We start from the raw sequence: 19,272 nt of genomic DNA on the forward strand, positions 1-19,272 counted from the left end.
CAGTGTAACAAAAAAAGTGCCCGAAGGCACTTTTACAAATCATGTTATGCTTTTGCATCAGTCTCAGGAGTGAGGGCTTTTGTCTGTTATACGAATATATCCAATATCAATATCATGCCCAGCGCGACCACGGACAGAATTGTTTCCAACATGGTCCAAGTCAACAAGGTTTCTTTCACTGTCATACCAAAGTATTCTTTGATCAACCAGAAACCCGAGTCATTCACATGAGACAAGATCAAGGAACCCGCACCTGTCGCCAGGACCAGAAGTTCCGGGCTCACACCAGGAATCGCCGCGATCATCGGAGCCACGATGCCTGCCGAGGTTAACATCGATACCGTCGCTGACCCTGTTGCCACACGGATGAGAGCGGCAATCAGCCAAGCGAGAAGAACAGGGGAGATATGGGAACTTTTGGCGACCTGAGCAATGGCATCACCAATCCCCGACTCCAACAGCACTTTATTGAAAGCTCCCCCACCACCTATCACCAGCAGGATTCCAGCGGTTGGCGCCAAACAATCTTGGGTGTACTGCAAGATCTTTTCCTTGTTGATCCCCCGCGCAAATCCCAAGCTGAAAAACGAATAAATGGTTGCGATCAAGAGAGCGACAATCGGATCCCCAATGAATTTTAACACGGCTCTCCATTTATTGCCCTCCGGAAAGACCAGTTCCGCCAACGTGGCTAAAAGCATTAAAAAGACCGGCAAAAGAATCGTGAACAACGTATTGGCAAAACCAGGCAGCGTCTTCTGTTCTTTGGTGATCAACTGTTTGGCCATAGAGGCCGGGACTTCCTTGTGTATGCGCTTTCCAATCCATTTGCCATAAAGCGGTCCCGCTATGATAGCCGCCGGCAAACCAACGATCAACGAATAGAAGATGGTCTTTCCGATATCCGCCTTAAAAATCCCCACTGCCGCCATGGCCGCGGGATGTGGTGGAACCAGGCCATGGACGATGGACAGACCCGCCACCAACGGCACACCAATCGTGACGAGAGAAATTCCCGTCTCGATCGCAATGGTGAACACCAATGGAATCAACAAAACAAAACCCACTTGAAAGAAAACGGGAATACCGACGATAAAAGCGACAAACATCATCGCCCAATGCACATTTCTCTGGCCAAACTTGGCGATCAATGTCTTGGCGATGCGCTCAGCCCCACCCGATTCGGCCATCATCTTGCCCAACATCGTTCCAAACGCTAAGACGATCGCGATAAAGCCAAGCGTATTTCCCATGCCGTCCTTAATCGCCTGGATGACCTTATCCAGTGGCATCCCCGCCAACAGCCCCGTACCCAGTGCGGTGATGATCAAGCTGATGAATGGATTTAGTTTTAACCATGTAATCATCAACAACAGAGCGATAATTGCTACAACAACGATAGCCAATAACATGAAGACAACTCCTCTCTTATCTGGTTCCCTGCTGGAACGAAGAAATCCGTTGAAATTCGTCCGTCAAATGGTGTGACAAATGCTCATAAAGAGGATAAAGCCCTTGATACACCTGATGCTCAACTGCCATAGGCGGATATTCTTCCTGAATATGAATCCACTTCTTCACATCACCGAGCGTCTTCATTTCCCCTAAGCCATATAGCGCCAAAGCGGCGGCCCCCAGCGCCGATGCCTCTGTGCTTTGCGGCATCAGCAGTTTGCGTCCCAACACATTGGCCATGATCTGCCGCCATTCGGGTGAACGGGCAAAACCTCCGGAAGCATAAACCACCTTCGCTTGTCCAGCCAATTCTTCCAACACCCGGCTAATCGATAAAATACTGAAGCAGATCCCTTCCACCATCGCCCGAATCACATGGGCACGGGTGTGATGTAAGCTCATACCAAAAAGGACGCCACGAGCATCAGGGTTCCACAAAGGGGCGCGCTCACCGGCAAAATAAGGGAGACACAACAATCCTTCGGCACCGGCGGAAATATTGGCCGCTTCAGCAACCATCCATTGGTACTGTTCATCTTCGGTAAGCTGCGCCAAATCCCGATCATTCTTGAACCAGTTATCCCGCAACCATCGCATGAGAATGCCCCCATTATTGCTTGGACCCCCAACGACCCAACAATCTTCCGTCAGCGCATAACAAAAAGTGCGGCCATATGCATCGGTTAGCGGAGAGGGAACCATCGCCCGCACTGCCCCGCTTGTCCCAATGGTGACCGCCACTTCCCCCGCTTCCGTCGCCCCCACACCGAGATTTGCCAATACGCCGTCACTGGCGCCAATGACGAAAGGTGTCATTGGATCCAGATTCATCTTCTCCGCAAGTTCCTTGTTCATACCGGTTAACACCGTTGTCGTCGGAACGGGCTGGGACAGTTTGGATTTGTCCAATCCCACCAGTTTGAGAGCTGCTTCATTCCAAGTCAAAGTGGTCAAATCAAACAAACCCGTGGCGGAAGCAATGGAATAATCGATCACCTCTGTTTCAAACAACTGATACAAAACGTATTCTTTGATGGATATGCACTTTGCCGCTTGGTCAATCAGTGACGATTCCTCTTCTTTAAACCAGAGCAATTTGGTCAAGGGAGACATCGGATGGATGGGTGTTCCCGTCTGCTTATAAAGGGCAAGTCCCTCTCCATTCCGCCGCAACCGTTCCGCCTGAGCGGCACTTCGGTTATCCGCCCACGTGATGACCTTTGTTAAGGGGCGGTAATCTTTATCAACCAGCATCAGCGAATGCATCGCCGAACTGAAACCGATGGCCACAATCTCGGCTGGACGCACACCTGCCCGTGTTACCGCTTCTTTTACCGCTTCCATGACGGCTCGCATGATTTCGTCTGGATCTTGTTCTGCCCGGTTCACGTCGGGTTGGTATAACGGGTAATGAACCGCATGCTTGCCCAAAACCTGACCATCCTGAGCAAAGACGACCGCCTTGGTACTTGTGGTGCCAATATCTAATCCAATTACAACCGCCATAAATAGGACATCTCCTTCTGCGCCATGTGACACTTATTTCGCATACCAAAATTATAACCGATTAGAAACCGTTTTCAAAAGACTATTTTTAATGATAACTAATTAAATCTTTCACAAAAACAGAATCAATGCCATTTTAAATTTGTCAAGTTTAAGATATATTATAATGAACAAACTCTTTGAAAAGACAAGCGTGTTCATTTGCCAAGTCCAGGTGAACAGTGGATTTATAAGTCTGCGTTTCTCATTCGCTTCGTCGGGAAGTAGCTTCACTTGCACAAAACCATTTCATGGGTGATCAACACCACTGGAAAGGAGAGATCGACTTGATCCAATTGCATGAATTCACCCATGTCCTTGATGATTTTTTTCAACTGGAAAAAATCGGACCTGATCCCGCGTTTAAACGATTCATCCCCATGGTGTATGATCCCATATCCTATCCTTGGAAAGAACGATTTGCGCCCCGTTTCACCCAATTGTTCAATGGGTTGATGGTGCAAGGAGAAGAACAGATTCACACCATCTTTCTCGCTGTTTTTCCCACTCATGATGTTCTGCAGCGATTCATTGATGCGGGGGAACCGGGTGACCTGTTGTTTATGCATCATCCGTTAGTGATGGAGTGCGGCGACCCACGCGGACGATGGGGACGGGGATTTGTGCCCATCGACGAAATCTACATCCAGCAGATCAAAGATAAAGGCTTATCCATCTATACCTGTCATGTGCCATTGGATGTCCATCCACAGGTGAGCACCAGTCTGGCCATCGCTGAGTCCTTATCGGCTTCCATCGCCGGGTCCTTTTGCGCGACTGAACATGGAGCTTTTGGTTATATAGCCAACATCCCCGCTTGCAGCACAGATGATTTGATCAGGGAAGCGTGCGCGCTCTTCCAGATCCCTTATGCCGACTTTGAAGGTCCTCAGCATGATCGTGTTGACAAAGTGGCCATTATCGCTGGTTGTGGTGATAAGGTCGCTTGGATGAAGGAAGCGGAAAGCAAAGGGGCAAAGGCCTATCTAACCGGAGAAATTCACTGCCACGTCGACAATGATTACGGGCGCACGCGCTATCGGCAAATGATGGAGTATGTCGCCGATACCTCCATGTCCCTGATCGGCGTCTCCCATGCCGCATCGGAATACCTTGTCATGAAGACACAGATCAAACGCTGGTTTGAAGAAGAGTTTCCCGTTCAGATCCAATTGTTGCCGCAGCGGCCATGGTGGCTGTAGCCATGGCATTCCATGATAAAAAAGCCCGCCGGTGCTGGCGGGCTTTCTCTGTTAACCGATCGAACCTTCCATTTCAAACTTGATCAGGCGGTTCATTTCAACAGCATATTCCATTGGCAATTCTTTGGTGAATGGCTCGATGAAGCCCATGATGATCATCTGCGTCGCCTCATTCTCAGACAATCCGCGGCTCATCAGGTAGAAGAGTTGCTCTTCGCTCACTTTGGATACCGTCGCTTCGTGTTCCAATGTGACATTGTCCGCTTTGATTTCGTTATATGGGATCGTATCGGAAGTGGATTGGTCATCCAGGATCAACGTATCACACTTCACGTTCGCTTTGGAGCCTTCCGCGTTTTTGCCAAACGCCGTCAGACCACGATAGGTTACTTTCCCGCCTTGTTTGCTGATCGACTTGGAAATGATGGTGGATGTGCAGTTCGGCGCCAATGCAACCACTTTTGCACCCGCGTCTTGGTGCTGACCTTTTCCGGCGACCGCGATCGAAAGGATATCCGCTTTAGCGCCTTCCCCTTTCATGATGACCGCTGGATATTTCATGGTCAGTTTGGAACCGATGTTTCCATCCACCCATTCCATGTGGGCACCCGCATGGGCGACGGCCCGCTTGGTCACCAGGTTATAAATGTTAGGGGCCCAGTTTTGGATGGTGGTGTAACGACAACGGGCGTTGTCTTTCACCACGATCTCCACCACCGCACTGTGGAGGGAGTCGGTGCTGTAGATCGGCGCCGTACAGCCTTCCACATAGTGCACAAAGGCACCCTCATCCACGATGATCAACGTGCGCTCAAATTGCCCCATGTTTTCCGAGTTGATGCGGAAGTAAGCTTGGAGCGGGACTTCACAACGCACCCCTTTTGGCACGTAGATAAAGCTGCCGCCACTCCATACCGCACTGTTCAGAGCGGCAAACTTGTTATCGGAAATCGGCACAACCGTACCGAAGTATTCTTTCAACAGCTCCGGATACTCACGCAGAGCGGTGTCGGTATCGCAGAAGATAACCCCTTGCTCTTCCAACTCCTTTTGCATGTTGTGGTATACAACCTCAGATTCGTACTGAGCCGACACCCCGGCCAAGAATTTTTGTTCCGCTTCAGGAATTCCCAATTTGTCAAAGGTTTGCTTGATTTCATCAGGCACTTCATCCCAAGAACGACCTTGACGCTCAGATGGTTTGACGTAATAGGTGATATCGTCAAAATCCAATTCATCCAGGTTTCCTGGCAAGAGAGAGAACCATTTGCTGTTGGTCGCTTCCGGCATTGGCATTTTATAGAATTGATCCAATGCTTTCAATCGGAATTCCAGCATCCAATCGGGTTCACCCTTCATGCGGGAAATCTCTTCCACCACTTCACGGCTTAACCCTTTCTTGGAGCGGAAAACCGAGACGTCTTTATCACGAAAACCGTACTTGTATTCCGACAGATCAGGAATATTTTGTGCCACGGCCTTCTCCTCCTTTATCCCCGTTTAATTAATGCGGCTCTTTCAATCCTTTTTCCAGCGCTTTCCAAGCCAACGTCGCGCATTTGATCCGCGCGGGAAACTTGGATACACCGGTTAACGCCTCAATATCCTCGAGCGGAAATTGCTCAATATCAATCTCTTCCCCCTGCATCAGACGCGAGAAAAGATCAACCAACTCCAATGCTTGCTCTTGCTTCAATCCCTTGACCGCTTCTGTCATCATCGAAGCGGAGGCTAAGCTGATGGAGCATCCTTCGCCCAAAAACTTCGCTTCTTGGATCACGCCATCGTCCACACGCATTTGCAGAGAGATGCTGTCACCACAAGTGGGGTTATTCAGGTCAACCGTTACTGCACCTTCTTCGATCCGGCCGCGGTTGCGTGGACGTTGGTAATGATCCATAATCACCCGTCGATACAGATCATCTAAAGACATTTCCGAAGTACTCCTTTGTTTTTTGTAAACCTTTTACCAGTTGGTCAATGTCCGCTTCATCGTTATATAGATAGAAACTCGCTCGAGCCGTTGCCGTTGCTTGCAGATGGCGCATCAGCGGTTGGCAGCAGTGATGTCCGGCCCGAATCGCGATTCCCTCCGCATCGAGGACCGTCGCCACATCGTGGGGATGGACATCGCCAAGATTGAAGGTGACCAAGCCCATTCGGTCTTCCTTCGGACCGTAGATCGTCAGTCCCTCAATCTGGCTTAACCGCTCTACCGCATAACGAGCTAGCTTGCGGTCATGCTCTTCAATGTGATCGAGTCCGATCGCTTCCAAATAATCAATCGCCGCCCCCAAGCCGACAGCGCCCGCGATGATCGGTGTGCCCCCTTCAAACTTCCAGGGCAACTCTTTCCATGAGGATTCATACAGATCCACATAGTCGATCATCTCACCGCCAAATTCAACGGGCTCCATCTGCTCCAAGAGCTCTTCCCGACCATACAGCACACCAATTCCCGTGGGAGCACACATCTTGTGACCAGAGAAAGCGAAGAAATCGACGTTCAAATCCCGTACATCCACTTTCATGTGCGGCGCACTTTGGGCACCGTCCACCACGATGACTCCGCTCTGCGCGTGCACCAATTGGGCGATCTCTTTAATCGGATGCACCGTTCCCAATACATTGGACACTTGTTGCATCGCAACGATCTTGGTCCGGGATGTGATCGTCTCTCTTACTTTCCCCAACTCTAGTGTACCATCCGCTTCAAGCGGAAAATACTTTAATGTCGCACCTGTCGCCTTTGCCACTTGTTGCCATGGGATCAAATTGCTGTGATGCTCGGCCGGGGTTAAGATGATCTCGTCTCCGGCCTTCAAACGTGGCAAAGCGTAGCTTCGGGCCACCAGGTTGATGGACGTGGTGGTGCCGCGCGTGAAGACAATTTCCTTGATGGAACGGGCATGGATGAAGCGGCGTACTTTTTCACGCGCCCCTTCATAGGCATCCGTCGCTTTGGAACCCAGCGTATGCACACCCCGATGCACATTGGAGTTGTAACTGCGATAATACTCTTCCAGCGCTTGGATCACTTGCAAGGGCTTTTGTGATGTTGCGGCACTGTCAAGGTAAACGAGCGGATGCCCATTTACCTGTTGGTGTAGGATGGGAAAATCGTTCTTCAGGCTCTTCATGATTGAAGTTTCCTCTCAATCAGGCGATGGATGCTGGCTTGCAGGCTCTCCGAAGGAATTTCAGAAACCACCGCATCCAAGAACCCGCGGATAATCAATTTTTCAGCTTCGCGCCGGCTGATTCCACGAGACATCAGATAGTAAAGCTGAATCGGATCGATCCGACCTACACTCGCCGCATGCCCTGCAGTTACATCGTTTTCATCAATCAAGAGAATCGGGTTGGCATCCCCACGCGCATCTGGGCTTAACATCAACACTTTGCCCGATTGTTGGCCATCAGACTTGCTTGCTCCTTTTTCAATCTTGGTGATACTGTTCAAGATGCTGGTTGCCGAGTCTTTCATGACTGAACGGGCGTTGATGTCACTGGTCGTATGACGACCCCAGTGATGGATGGTGGAAGTGACGTTCGCTCTCATTTGATCCGTGCCCAACACAACCGTCTTCACGTTCACGGTTCCACCCTCACCGTTCAAGTGGGTGGTATTGTCAGAGATCACGCGTCCATCGCTCAGATCAGCCACGATCCATTCCAACTGGCCATCACGGCTGACAAGGGAACGGCGATAAATGACATCGACGGTCTCTTTGCCCAAGTTGCTCACGGTCGCCACACGCACACGGGCGCCATCGCTGACAAACACTTCTATCGCGCTGTTGTTGAGAGCCGCTTCATCGCCGGGCTGCGCGATAAAGTTAGCCACAAAATCAACCCGGCTATTCGCTTCTGCCACGACAATAATATGAGGCATCATCGCGGTATCTTTGCCAGCCAACCAGAACAAGCCTTGGAGCGGTACTTCCACTTCCACGTTGCGCGGAACGTACAGGAATGCCCCGCCACTGTTGAGTGCGGCATGAAGCGCTGCCAAACGGTGTTCATCCCGTTTGATGCCATCCGTCATGAAGTACTTCTTCACCAAAGCTTCGTTCTCGCGTGTCGCTTGGGCCAAATCAGCGAAAAACACACCTTGCTTAGCCAGCTCATCGCTCAGTTGGCGGAAAATCACACTGCCGTTTTTCTGGACGAGAACATTGGCCTTCTCTTCATCAAAGATAAATTGACGCACATCGTCAGGCAATTCGGCGAGGGAGTGGATCGCCTTTTCTTCAATGAACGGCGCAAAGTGGGTAAAGTTCCAACGGTCGATGCTGGTGCGTTCCAACTTGGGCAATGGCAGATGAAGCGCCGCTTGGTAAGCTTCTTGGCGGACTTTGAGCATCCAGGCGGGTTCTTGCATTTTATCGGAAATGCCTTTTACAACACTTTCATCAAAAAGCACATGGGTTTCTACACTCATCTTTTGCACCACCCTTTACGCCTTTTGACCGACGGTTTCGTCTTCGATGCCCAGTTCTTCTTTTACCCAGTCATAACCTTCCGCTTCCAAACGCTCTGCCAGTTCTGGACCGCCGGACTTCACGATGCGACCTTGCATAAAGACATGCACATAGTCTGGTTTGATGTAGTTGAGCAAGCGTTGATAGTGGGTGATCATCAATACGCCCAGGTCATCGCTTAACATGGAATTGACCCCTTTGGCCACGACTTTGAGCGCGTCGATATCCAGACCGGAGTCGATTTCGTCCATGATGGCGATCCGCGGCTCCAGCATCATCATTTGCAGGATTTCGTTCCGTTTTTTCTCCCCACCAGAGAAACCTTCGTTCAGATAACGGGTGGCAAACTTTTCATCCATCTCGAGTAGGTCCATCTTTTTATCCAGCTCACGGATGAATTTCATCAAGGAAATCTCGTTTCCTTCACCGCGTTTCGCGTTGATCGAGCTGCGCAAGAAGTCGGAGTTGGTCACACCGCTCACTTCCGCCGGGTACTGCATAGCCAAGAACAGACCGGCACGGGCGCGCTCATCCACTTCCATCTCCAATACATCTTCCCCATCGAGGGTCACTTCCCCCTTAGTCACTTCATATCGAGGATGACCCATCAACACGGATGCGAGCGTACTTTTCCCGGTTCCGTTTGGTCCCATGATGGCGTGCACTTCGCCGCCTTTCACTTCAAGGTTGACCCCCTTTAGGATCTCTTTCCCATCCACCGAAGCGTGCAAATCTTTTATCGTCAGTTTTGGTGCTGTCGACATCTACTATTCCTCCATCAATTCAATACTTTATATATCTCCAACCGATCATGCGGAATATTTTCCGGAGATATGAAATGAAAGCCCATGGATGTTAAAATAAAGTGGATAAAAACCATGGGGAATTTTAAAACCAAACACGACTTGCCACCCACATGATAACCTTAATTAGAGTGATTATCATATGATTCTCATTTTATTTTACTTCACACCCATTCCCAATATCAAGTGAAGTTTCAAACATACCATGGGAATCCCCTTTGTTAGGATTTCAACCAATGATTCAATTCACTCTCCATCTTGAGAAATGATACTTTTCATAATCATCCGGCGATGCTGTTCCTTTTCATGAGAGGAGAGTCAACATGAAGCCAATCCGCTGTATCGAATGTTATCGGCAACGCCCCGGTGGCCGATGCGAGTATTGCCCACTGCACAAGAAGAATCGACCGCTGTACCGCCATATCGGTGACGGCTGGTATGAGTTGCTCCCGCAGGCAAGCGCCAACGGAGAACCTGCTCTTTCCGCCGATCCCCACCCAGCGGGTCCCGCTGATGAAGATCCATAATTAAACCTTACCAGAATTCCATGAAAAAGGAAAACCGCGGCTTTATGAAGATGCCACGGTTTCTTTTTTGTGGTCTCTCCAGATCAACCAGCATAGCGCCGCAAGCAACACTCCCGTGCAAACCACGCTTCCTTCAGCGCCAAAGGCTCCGCCGGACAGAAAAGCGGCTCCCCGCGGTCGCGATTCCACAATCGAATGCAACTGCAACCCAGATACCTTGAACCCGTATACCGGGCCTTGGAAAAAATTCCAGGTGAAGTGAAATCCGATCGGCGCCCACAAGCCCCCCGAGACATCGCGGTAGACGCTGAAAAACAAACCCGCCAGAAACAGATTGATGATCGGCAAAACATGGTTCCACACCCCGGGATTTAGTCCATGCAACAAAGCGAATAAGAGAGCGGACACTATCCTAGCGGTCCGCTTGTTATACCGATAACGAAGCAGCCCTTGCACATAGCCGCGCGATGCCGTTTCTTCAGACAGTCCCACCAAAAGGAAGAGGCCGAGTGATTGCAGCGCGCTAGTCATCACCACAGGCGAAACATGCACATCTTCAAACATGATCCCGTGCGTCGCAAAGATGATCAGCGCAACCACACTGATCATCGCGATGCCAAACCCGGCCCCTTTGGCAAATTGCCGCAGCCGATGCGCCTGACGCAATCCGAGGTTCCAACCCCGCCGTCGCTCAAACAGCCCATATAAAGAGAACACCGCCAAAATAAAGGCGATATTTTGCCAGGCCAGATTGATGCCTTCGTTTTTCGTGATCCATACGATCGGCAAGGAATACAACATCACGAAAACAAATAACAGAAACCCTTTCCCTACTAACTCCAATATTTTCAATATATGGAACCCCTCTTTCCCAACTCGTCCCTTGACAGGAATTGAGCTTATTAATATAGAACTATAAAGTAGTCCTTGATACTTAAATTTGGTCTTTTTGGAATCAATACCCATTTTGCGATATATTCAAAAACAACGCTACATCGCTAAATAATTATCAAAAAGTTGTTCATTTCTTATATGAAATTCAAGCGATATTCACTTGCTTAAAATACATTTTTAAGGCAGAATATTCTATAGAAGGCGTTTTCGAAACCATGTTTCACTTTTTTATCTATCTATTCTGTCATCATCTGTTTTTTTATTTTTTTGTCATTAGCCCGTTTGGATGCAGAAGCGCACTTGTAGGAGGAATAGTTATGAAAAAAAACAATACGCTATTGTCGAGAGGCCATCTTTCCATTTTGAAATCACTTGCTTCACCCGTTGACTTTCCAAGCAAAAAAGGCTCTTCTGCAGTGATGAACAACGACCCCTACAAGAAATCTGAACGATCCTTTTTTTATGACAATAAAGTGCGGGAAAACAAGCCCACCTTCCATGTCCAACTCGACAAAAAGGATCAGGACAGATATTGCAACAGTTTCCTGAAAAAACGCATGCTCCATATCTGGAAAAAACAACGCCCTCTCATTATCGCTGCAGCAAAATTACCGGAATCGCTTGAGGTGACCATTTTTAAGAGCGCCTATCGTGAATTGCAACCCATTTTGCTGTCCTGTTATAAAGAGGACTTCTCTTTTCCCTTTATTCCTTTCTCTTTCTTTGGATGGTTGCAATACGTCAAATTGACCGCGCAAATCACCGATCGGCAACAAGAAGCCGCCTATTGGCAGGAAATGAGCCAGTTTTTTCAACAATGCCATAAATATCAACTACTGAATGATCTGTTCATAGAAGTGAAAAACTGAGCAAATGAATGGCACTTATAACATCCTATGTTTATTCCTTTTTATTTAGTTTCGTGTAGAAAACATACCGCAGATCAAAGAAAACCGCCCAATCAAATTGGAGCGGTTTTCTTGCTAGTCGTTCTTAGCGAGTGTACTTTACGAGCTTAAACGACTGTACTCCTGAGATTTTATGGAACCCCTGCCTTCCTCATTGCTTTACATTTGATCTGCCACTGTTTTCATATATTCTTCTTTGAAATATTCAATCACTTGTTCCATCATCACTTTTCTCGTTAAAATTCCCACAAACTTCCCTTTTATATCGATAATAGGAATATAGGATCGGTTAATCAACACCTCAAAGGCGAATGAAAATATGGAGTTGGCTAAAATACCTGAATGATTTTTATTCATCGCTTCTTGCACTTTGTACTTATTTAACTGGTTGAAGTCAATGTCATTGCCTTGGCTGATTTTAAACATGAAATCAAGAATTTCCGTTTTACTGATCAGTCCCTCAACTTGACCCACCTTATTGATCACAGGAACCGAATTAGTCCCCTTACGTGTCAATACCAGAAGCGCTCTTTCCAGTGACCAATCCGGATCAACGACTACCACTTGCTCCTTCGGAATGATGAAAGGGGTAATCTCGCGTTCAAACAAATAGCCGGCTTGATCTTGTTTTAGCATGTGCATAAACTCCCTTACTCTCGGTAATCAAACACAAACTACCACAGAGTAGCTTAACACGGAATATTTGGTCTCCTCTTCGCAAAAATCATTCTCCCGGAAGACCTTTCCCCAATATCCGCAAATCTAAACCGCTTCATTTGATCAATTTTGGTGAAGCGCAATTCCTTCCCCATCGTACTCTGGACTTCATCCCTTGTCAACAAGCATTTCTCCACTTTAAAAAAATTAATAATCCTAACACAACATCAACCAATTTTCTCCCATTTGTTATGTTTTTTGGTTTAATTTTAAAATATCGCCTTTCCATTTAAAAAATCCATTAAAAAACGAATGTTTTTATCCATTCATATAATATATAATCCGGTTCCATCATGGAAACCGGATCTTTCAACTCACGCCTGTTTAAATTCATTCAACGCGTCAATCAAAACGGTAACCGCTTGGGACATGGCCATCCCGCCCCCAAACGCGGCACTCACACCAGCCGCCTCCAACATTTCCTTGTCACTCGCTCCGTTATCCACCGCACCTTTGGCATGGTAGATGATGCAGTATTCATCGTTGGAATAGATGCCCAGAGCCAGTGCAATGAGGTGTTTCTCTTTCAGTGACAGCTCACCTTCACTGAAACAGGCACTGGTAAATTTGTTATAGGCACTCGCCACTTCAGGGAGATGTTTGGCCAATTGTCCAATCCCTTCTTTGTACTCATTCAAAGCTTGCTGCATCCCTTGCCCTTCCATTTTTGTTTCCTCCTTATCAAAAACGAATTCCGCTTCCTTGCAGGGGTACATGGCTAGTTTTTCTCCAACCGGGCAAAACATGCAAAGGAGATCACTTATGGGGATGCATCACTCATCTATACGCAACACAATCTTGCCTTTGTTTTTGTTCTGTTCCATATAACGATGGGCTTCTTTCACTTCTGTCCACGGGTACACCCGGTCTATGATCGGCTTCAACTCCCCGCTGACAAAACGGGGCAACGCGAACGAAGCAAAGTCGCGGTTCAACTCTTCTTTATACGCCAATGATCGGGAACGCAACGTCGTTCCCGTGACGGTCAACCGCTTGCCTAAAATGGCCCCGATCGAAGCTTGATCCAGTTTGGTTCCTCCCAACGCGCTAATGAAGACCAAGCGGCCGCCCATTCTTAACACTTTCAGGTTTTGTTGCCAATAAGGCGCACCAACAAAGTCTAAAACGACGTCTACTCCTTGTCCGTCGGTTGCTTCAAGCACCTTGTCGCTAAACGCGCCATCGCGGTAATTAAACGCATGTTTCGCTCCCAGTCCCAAGCAAAACTTCTGTTTTTCCTCCGATCCCACCGTAACCAGCGCAGTGGCTCCCGCCGCCCGCACCAACTGGATGGCCGCCGTCCCCACGCCACTGGCCCCAGCGTGAATCAATACCGTTTCTCCTTTTTGCAAGCGGCCGATCCAGAACAAGCATTGATATGCCGTTAAAAACACCTCTGGAATGGCTGCTGCTTCCTCAAAAGAAAAATGCTCTGGAATCGGAAGCACCAATTCACCCGGAACCACCGCGTATTCCGCATATCCGCCACCGGCCAACAGGCCAAAGACCCGGTCCCCTGGATGCCATTTTCCTTGATATTCAGCGCCCACTTCCTCAACCACCCCGGCGAATTCCAATCCCAGAATCGGACTTGCTCCAGGCGGCGGTGGATACATTCCTTCTCGTTGGGCGATATCCGCGCGATTCACTGCCGTCGCTTTGACGCGAACCAATATTTCATCTTCTCGATATGAAGGCTTAGCCACCTCTTTGATTACCAATTGATCAGCTCCACCCTTTTCCTTGACTACGACAGCTCTCATATATATTTATCCCCCCTAATTTCAATAATGCTGAAATGGAGTGTAGAAAAACCATCCAATCTGTTATAATACCCTTTAGTAATATTATAAAGAAGGAAGAAAGGGAGTTAGAATGGATCAGCAAAAAAAATACCTCATCGGCATTATTCTAAAGATGGTAAAAGAGATCTATCATAAGACCAGTCAATTGGAAACGCTGTTTAAATCAAACAGTATACATATCTTATCCCGTGATTTCGACCCATTCAATGAATTGCTGAAGACATTAGAACTGCCTGAAGACAAAAACACGCTTTTCCTTGAACTCGTACAATTGTATTTAGAAAACCAAATGACGTTGAATGAATTGCTTCTTGAGTTTGAAAACCAAGTGAATTCCTTACAAAAGGCATAAAAAACGGACTCCACCGCACTGGAGTCCGTTTTGATTTCCAAGCATTTTCGATTCTTTAACACGGGATATTGAAACCGATTTCTAAGCCTGCGCCAAGGTTGATTTGATCGCTTCCACTTCCGCCATGAACTCCGCATCGGTTAAGACAGGAGATCCCTTTAGGCCGCTCAGTTCCACCGGCATCTGATGCCAAGACTTGCATCCCAGGTACTCATCGCGAATGGGGATTTCCAATGGTTGCTCAAGCTTGTATACCCGTAACAGCAATACATGCAAGGGAAGTTTTTTCTTCCATTTCAACCGTTCCGCCGCAAACCGATTTGTCCAGATATGATGAGGAGCCAAGCGAAACAAAGCCTCTTCCTCCATCACTTCGATGTCTTCATGCAATACGGCAAAGTATTTAATGGTCGTCGTTTGTTTCCCTGGTGACCATAAGCTTCGGGTTTTGGCTATTTCCCCTTGATATTCCGGTTTCAACAGTTCTTCTTTCTGATGCTCATACGCGGGATACAAGAAAAACCGTTCGCTTTGCACAGCAAAGTGACGCGTTTCTTCCGCAATGCCGCCTTTGCGCATGACGAGAATTTGCTTGCCCGTTCCCAATGCCTCCACAGCGACCGCCCAGTCTTTCAACCCCATCGTGGTATCCGCTTTGATCCATGCCGACATTCTCCGTTCCCCCTTTGTCATTCCCCATCGCGATACCGAATCGCTTCGGTCAAGACAGTGAAAGCGGCTTCTCCATTCCCTTGTGACCGCAACCGTTCCGCTTCCTCCACCCCAGCCTCATCAACGAAAGACGCGTACGGGATCATGGTTTTCGCCTTTTCATAAGCTTGGTCCCACTCTCCCTCCATCGCGTAAAAAAGAGCCCATTGGTGCAAAGCGTAACACAACCCCGGCCCCACCAGGGCACGCGCATCATGTGGCGGCAACTCATTAAAAGCCTGTGCTTCCCTGGCGCATAATGCGGCGATTCCCTTCAGCGCTTCCCCTTTCATGCCCGCTTGATACTGGTAATAGGCCAAGTAAGCCTCCAGATGGACGCGGCTCATCATATACCCCATCGACTCTGGATACTCCGCCAAAGCCACGCTCATATGCTCCGCCGCTCGTTGATAACGCCCATGTTCAGCATCGATCTCAGCCATCTCTACTAAGCTCCGCACATAGGCAAAATGGTGGTTGGCATTCTCCTTCGGGCCTTCTTGCGCAACCGATTCAAACAAGCGGTAGGCCAGATGCGCCGCACCCGCCCTGAGACATGTAACGGCAATCAACACGCGGTTATTGGGATGATCCACTTCCAAAAACGTCTCTTTCGGCAATCGCTGGCCGACCAGCTCATATGCTTCTTGTATCATTTCATCGTTTTTCTGCACGTCGCTTTCCTCCACAATCCCATGCCAACTCTTTTCTTTTTAGGATGCCTGTCCGACTGGATATTGTCAACTCCTGTCCAGGTCGGACAAATATTTTCCGTTCTCTCACATAAGATAAGAAAGAAGTTCCCCGGTAGACGCATGAGGTGAGTCACGTTATCATGGAATAGTTATTTCGACATGGAAAGGATTTTCTACTCAAATGTGGTTTATACTTGCACTATTCAGCTCACTCACCTTCGGGTTGGCGGGATTTATGATGAAAATCAGTTCTCATCATAAAGGATCAAACAACTACTTATTGCTCGGCTTATATGTCAGCGGAGCGCTAGGCTTTCTGTGGTGGATGTTGCAAACCGGTGTGGCTCTGTTCACCTGGCCCATCATTCTGTTTGGGATCATGATCGGTTTTGGTTCCGCAGTGGGCAACTTGCTGTTTATGAAGGCCCTGGAAGTGGGACCCGCCAGTTTGACCGCACCTTTAACGAATAGCAATATCGTGCTGACCGTCGCCATGTCCATCCTAATCTATGATGAAGCCATCTCTTGGACCGAAACGATCGGTGTGGTGCTGCTGGTGACGGCCATCTCCTTGTTGCCGATTGATCCCAATGAAAGCTTGCGCATACGAAACATCGCGTGGTATGGGTTTGTGTTGACGGCGACCCTGCTCTTCTTCTTGCGCAATGGGGGTCTCAAGATTACGGAAGAGCTTCATCTGCCCAATGCCACCATCTTATTCATCAGCTATGTGGTGGGAATCATCTGGTTTGGGGTAGGGATTCTCCGCGGGGGCCAACCGGAACCGCCGCGGGCGCGTTCCATCGGCTGGTGGTGGGGCCTTGGCGCGGGCGTGTTCTCTTTCGCCGGGCTGCAAATCTATTCGATCGCTTTGTCCAAAGGGCCCGCGAGCATCATCGCTCCCATCTTCGCCACCAACAGCTTGATTGTCGCTCTGTTGTCCATCTTGATTTACCGCGAGCGCCTGTCATTGATGCAAAGTTTCTGTTTAGTCCTGCTTTTTTCCGGTTTGATCTTCATCCGCATCTGAGGAGGGAACTTCATTGAACAAACCGCTTGCGCCTTCGTTTTTCCTGACCGATCTTCAAGGACGAACACATCGGCTGAAACAGTATGCCGGCAAAGTGATCTGGTTGGAATTTTGGGTTACTTGGTGCGCCGCTTGCCAAGACACCCTTCCCAAAAAGGAAGTCTTATTTCGCGCCATCCAACATCCGGATCTTGTTTTCTTAACCATTGATGTCACAGGGAGAGAAGCCAGTCCCGATCGCGTCACCGCCTTTATGGAGCAATTCCCCTTCACCTTTCCCGTCCTGCGGGATGAAGGAACCAAGATATACGACGCTTACGGAATCACTTCTGTACCTACCACGGTCTTGATCAATAAACAAGGTGAAATTCACGGAATGTATGATGAAACGGTCCCGCTTCCAGAAGTCATCGGTGAAATCGGCACACTGCTCTCTTCCTGATGCAAACATAGAGGGGGAGACAAATGGACTTATTTGAAGCGCTTGTACTGGGCATCGTCCAGGGGTTAACCGAATTTTTGCCGATCAGCAGCACAGGCCACCTTTATCTGGGGCGCCATTTGTTCGGGTTGGACGAGGCCGGCCTTTTCTTGGATACCATGCTGCATCTGGGCACTTTGCTTGCCGTGATGAGCATTTATTGGCAAGAAATCTTGACCATGATACGTCACCCTCTCAGCCGCCTCTCTTTACTGGTCACCGCCGGTACCATTCCAACCGTGGTGATCGGCCTTTTGTTCAAAGATGTATTTGAGAACATTTCAAAAACGGGCATCACCATTGGGTGGGAGTTTTTGATGACCGGGGTGATTTTGTGGCTGAGCGATCGTATCAAAGATCGCGGATGCAAAGAGCTTGAACAGATCTCTTATCAAGATGCGGTGATCATCGGCCTGTTTCAAGGTGCGGCGATTATGCCCGCATTGTCCCGATCGGGCCTGACCATCGCGGCGGCCTTATTTCGACGCATCCATGCCGGAGCGGCCGCCTATTTCTCTTTTCTGCTCTCCATTCCGTCCATCGCCGGCGCCGTGGTGCTGCAAAGCGGCAAACTGTTCTCAGGCGCCTCGGAGGCGGTTCCGCTTAGCGCCTTGTTGGTGGGAACGGGTTGCTCCCTTTTGTTTGGCTATCTGGCCGTCAAATGGATGATCCGCTTATTGCAGACGGGATCACTCAAATGGTTCGCGATCTATGTATGGATATTGGGCGCCTTCATCTTAGTGGCTCAAGGATTGGGGGTATTTTAACGAATGTTCACAAAAAACAGTTGCCCTCCCCACCTTCGTCTCTTATAATAAGGATGCAAGAACGTTTGTTCGATACCTTGTCATGGTAGGGGGCTCGCTGATGAAATACCAAACTGAATCATTACTTACTCTCTGCCACCAGCTGTTACCCGAGGACCCAACATTGATCGCCGAGGTGGAGTGGAGCATTCATTCCCCCATTTCTTACTTGTATCATCACCCGATGCAGACATTGTGGGGCAGACGGCTAAAACTGCATAAACCGTTAAGTAATCTTCCCTGGTTTGCGTTGCTTCATGGCCTTAAGCAACGCAAACTCATCTTTCATTTCCACCAACCGCAAGCACAAAAACGGATGGCCTGGGTCATTAAAGAGGGCCGGTTCAATGGAAGTTACGCTTATCAACATGAGCAATGGGATTCGGAGAAGGATTTGTTCATTCAGCTAGCCAGCCATTATCTGCAATCATTTGATTATGTATTGTGCGAGTTCTCGCCGTCGCCCGATGGCATCACCATGGGCATCATTCCTGAAGAAGTGGCGGAGGATTGTATCGCCTTGGCTCATGATTCTGGTTATGGAACCATCACACTCCATTCTGCTATCGATTCTCCCCCTGTTCATATGGTCGCCGGGTTCTCCCATATCCCCTCCCTTCCCCTATACCAACATTTCGCCAGCCTGTGGAAAGCATAATCCACAGGCTGGCTACCTATCGCAAGGGTAAAAGTCTTAGCATAGACCATCATTTCATGGCCAAAACACTTCACTGACTTAGCTTCGCCAAACAAAAAACCTTCAAGCATGCAGCTTGAAGGTTTTAACGTATTCCCTGAAAACTAAAGAGTGAGTAAACCGTGACCTGAGAAAGTGTTCGTTCATTTAGCTCGTAAGA

General features: G+C 48.6%; 21 protein-coding genes. 8 read left to right on the forward strand and 13 right to left on the reverse strand.

The genetic code is table 11. From position 1 onward, the window contains the following. Nucleotides 1-86: 86 nt before the first annotated feature. Both ACFQNG_RS17845 and ACFQNG_RS17850 read right to left on the reverse strand, forming a co-directional pair. Entirely contained in the window at nucleotides 87-1,412 is a 1,326-nt protein-coding gene (locus ACFQNG_RS17845) for a GntP family permease (RefSeq protein WP_379867150.1), read from the reverse strand. 16 nt (nucleotides 1,413-1,428) lie between these two features. Next, nucleotides 1,429-2,961, reverse strand: coding sequence for a gluconokinase (locus ACFQNG_RS17850; protein ID WP_379867152.1), 1,533 nt, complete (start codon nucleotides 2,959-2,961; stop codon nucleotides 1,429-1,431). Nucleotides 2,962-3,287: 326 nt separating this feature from the next. Between ACFQNG_RS17850 and ACFQNG_RS17855 the strand changes: the two genes are divergently transcribed. Continuing rightward, nucleotides 3,288-4,202, forward strand: coding sequence for a Nif3-like dinuclear metal center hexameric protein (locus tag ACFQNG_RS17855; RefSeq protein WP_379867153.1), 915 nt, complete (start codon nucleotides 3,288-3,290; stop codon nucleotides 4,200-4,202). A gap of 51 nt (nucleotides 4,203-4,253) precedes the next feature. On the opposite strand, the gene sufB is transcribed toward ACFQNG_RS17855, so the two are convergent. From sufB to sufC, 5 genes are read right to left on the reverse strand one after another with little or no spacing between them, the layout of a single operon-like run. Beyond that, complete coding sequence (gene sufB, locus ACFQNG_RS17860; RefSeq protein WP_379867155.1) at nucleotides 4,254-5,678, reverse strand: Fe-S cluster assembly protein SufB; 1,425 nt, start codon at nucleotides 5,676-5,678, stop codon at nucleotides 4,254-4,256. Nucleotides 5,679-5,706: 28 nt separating this feature from the next. Further along, nucleotides 5,707-6,135 (reverse strand): Fe-S cluster assembly sulfur transfer protein SufU, encoded by a 429-nt coding sequence (gene sufU / locus ACFQNG_RS17865; protein WP_379867157.1) that lies wholly within the window; start codon nucleotides 6,133-6,135, stop codon nucleotides 5,707-5,709. Then, nucleotides 6,122-7,342, reverse strand: coding sequence for a cysteine desulfurase (locus ACFQNG_RS17870; protein WP_379867159.1), 1,221 nt, complete (start codon nucleotides 7,340-7,342; stop codon nucleotides 6,122-6,124). The genes sufU and ACFQNG_RS17870 overlap by 14 nt, the downstream gene beginning before the upstream one ends. Then, nucleotides 7,339-8,646: a Fe-S cluster assembly protein SufD gene (gene sufD / locus ACFQNG_RS17875; RefSeq protein ID WP_379867161.1), complete on the reverse strand. Its 1,308-nt coding sequence runs from the start codon at nucleotides 8,644-8,646 to the stop codon at nucleotides 7,339-7,341. Before sufD ends, ACFQNG_RS17870 begins: the two co-directional genes overlap by 4 nt. Before the next feature lie 15 nt (nucleotides 8,647-8,661). Continuing rightward, nucleotides 8,662-9,450 (reverse strand): Fe-S cluster assembly ATPase SufC, encoded by a 789-nt coding sequence (gene sufC, locus ACFQNG_RS17880; protein WP_379867163.1) that lies wholly within the window; start codon nucleotides 9,448-9,450, stop codon nucleotides 8,662-8,664. Nucleotides 9,451-9,812: 362 nt separating this feature from the next. Between sufC and ACFQNG_RS17885 the strand changes: the two genes are divergently transcribed. Beyond that, nucleotides 9,813-10,016: a hypothetical protein gene (locus tag ACFQNG_RS17885; RefSeq protein ID WP_379867165.1), complete on the forward strand. Its 204-nt coding sequence runs from the start codon at nucleotides 9,813-9,815 to the stop codon at nucleotides 10,014-10,016. A gap of 42 nt (nucleotides 10,017-10,058) precedes the next feature. Here the strand turns inward: ACFQNG_RS17885 and ACFQNG_RS17890 are convergent, their stop codons facing one another. Further along, complete coding sequence (locus ACFQNG_RS17890) at nucleotides 10,059-10,868, reverse strand: CPBP family intramembrane glutamic endopeptidase (RefSeq protein ID WP_379867167.1); 810 nt, start codon at nucleotides 10,866-10,868, stop codon at nucleotides 10,059-10,061. A 359-nt stretch (nucleotides 10,869-11,227) separates the two neighbouring features. On the opposite strand from ACFQNG_RS17890, the gene ACFQNG_RS17895 reads away from it, so the two are divergent. Further along, nucleotides 11,228-11,779 (forward strand): hypothetical protein, encoded by a 552-nt coding sequence (locus ACFQNG_RS17895; RefSeq protein WP_379867169.1) that lies wholly within the window; start codon nucleotides 11,228-11,230, stop codon nucleotides 11,777-11,779. Between the two features lie 198 nt (nucleotides 11,780-11,977). On the opposite strand, the gene ACFQNG_RS17900 is transcribed toward ACFQNG_RS17895, so the two are convergent. From ACFQNG_RS17900 to ACFQNG_RS17910, 3 genes are all read right to left on the reverse strand, one after another. Beyond that, nucleotides 11,978-12,454: a CBS domain-containing protein gene (locus tag ACFQNG_RS17900; protein ID WP_379867171.1), complete on the reverse strand. Its 477-nt coding sequence runs from the start codon at nucleotides 12,452-12,454 to the stop codon at nucleotides 11,978-11,980. 395 nt (nucleotides 12,455-12,849) lie between these two features. Continuing rightward, nucleotides 12,850-13,200, reverse strand: coding sequence for a carboxymuconolactone decarboxylase family protein (locus ACFQNG_RS17905; protein WP_379867172.1), 351 nt, complete (start codon nucleotides 13,198-13,200; stop codon nucleotides 12,850-12,852). A gap of 108 nt (nucleotides 13,201-13,308) precedes the next feature. After that, nucleotides 13,309-14,298, reverse strand: a complete 990-nt coding sequence (locus ACFQNG_RS17910) for an NAD(P)H-quinone oxidoreductase (protein ID WP_379867174.1) — start codon at nucleotides 14,296-14,298, stop codon at nucleotides 13,309-13,311. A gap of 112 nt (nucleotides 14,299-14,410) precedes the next feature. On the opposite strand from ACFQNG_RS17910, the gene ACFQNG_RS17915 reads away from it, so the two are divergent. Continuing rightward, nucleotides 14,411-14,692 (forward strand): hypothetical protein, encoded by a 282-nt coding sequence (locus ACFQNG_RS17915; RefSeq protein ID WP_379867176.1) that lies wholly within the window; start codon nucleotides 14,411-14,413, stop codon nucleotides 14,690-14,692. 81 nt (nucleotides 14,693-14,773) lie between these two features. On the opposite strand, the gene ACFQNG_RS17920 is transcribed toward ACFQNG_RS17915, so the two are convergent. Next, the gene (locus ACFQNG_RS17920; protein WP_379867178.1) at nucleotides 14,774-15,364 is read right to left on the reverse strand and encodes a DUF1802 family protein; all 591 of its coding nucleotides are present in this window, start codon (nucleotides 15,362-15,364) and stop codon (nucleotides 14,774-14,776) included. 17 nt (nucleotides 15,365-15,381) lie between these two features. Next, nucleotides 15,382-16,077 (reverse strand): tetratricopeptide repeat protein, encoded by a 696-nt coding sequence (locus ACFQNG_RS17925; protein WP_379867179.1) that lies wholly within the window; start codon nucleotides 16,075-16,077, stop codon nucleotides 15,382-15,384. 202 nt (nucleotides 16,078-16,279) lie between these two features. On the opposite strand from ACFQNG_RS17925, the gene ACFQNG_RS17930 reads away from it, so the two are divergent. The 4 genes from ACFQNG_RS17930 (at nucleotide 16,280) to ACFQNG_RS17945 (ending at nucleotide 19,073) form a co-directional block, all read left to right on the forward strand. Beyond that, nucleotides 16,280-17,128 carry an EamA family transporter gene (locus ACFQNG_RS17930; RefSeq protein ID WP_379867180.1) on the forward strand — a complete coding sequence of 283 codons (849 nt, stop codon included), beginning with the start codon at nucleotides 16,280-16,282 and terminating at the stop codon, nucleotides 17,126-17,128. Nucleotides 17,129-17,141: 13 nt separating this feature from the next. Beyond that, nucleotides 17,142-17,570, forward strand: coding sequence for a TlpA family protein disulfide reductase (locus tag ACFQNG_RS17935; RefSeq protein ID WP_379867181.1), 429 nt, complete (start codon nucleotides 17,142-17,144; stop codon nucleotides 17,568-17,570). 23 nt (nucleotides 17,571-17,593) lie between these two features. Continuing rightward, on the forward strand, nucleotides 17,594-18,376 hold the full coding sequence (locus ACFQNG_RS17940; protein WP_379867183.1) for an undecaprenyl-diphosphate phosphatase: 783 nt from the start codon (nucleotides 17,594-17,596) through the stop codon (nucleotides 18,374-18,376). A 100-nt stretch (nucleotides 18,377-18,476) separates the two neighbouring features. Next, nucleotides 18,477-19,073 carry a DUF6630 family protein gene (locus ACFQNG_RS17945; protein ID WP_379867185.1) on the forward strand — a complete coding sequence of 199 codons (597 nt, stop codon included), beginning with the start codon at nucleotides 18,477-18,479 and terminating at the stop codon, nucleotides 19,071-19,073. Nucleotides 19,074-19,272 lie beyond the last annotated feature (199 nt).

Source organism: Laceyella putida (assembly GCF_042665195.1).
GTDB classification, from domain to species: domain Bacteria; phylum Bacillota; class Bacilli; order Thermoactinomycetales; family Thermoactinomycetaceae; genus Laceyella; species Laceyella putida.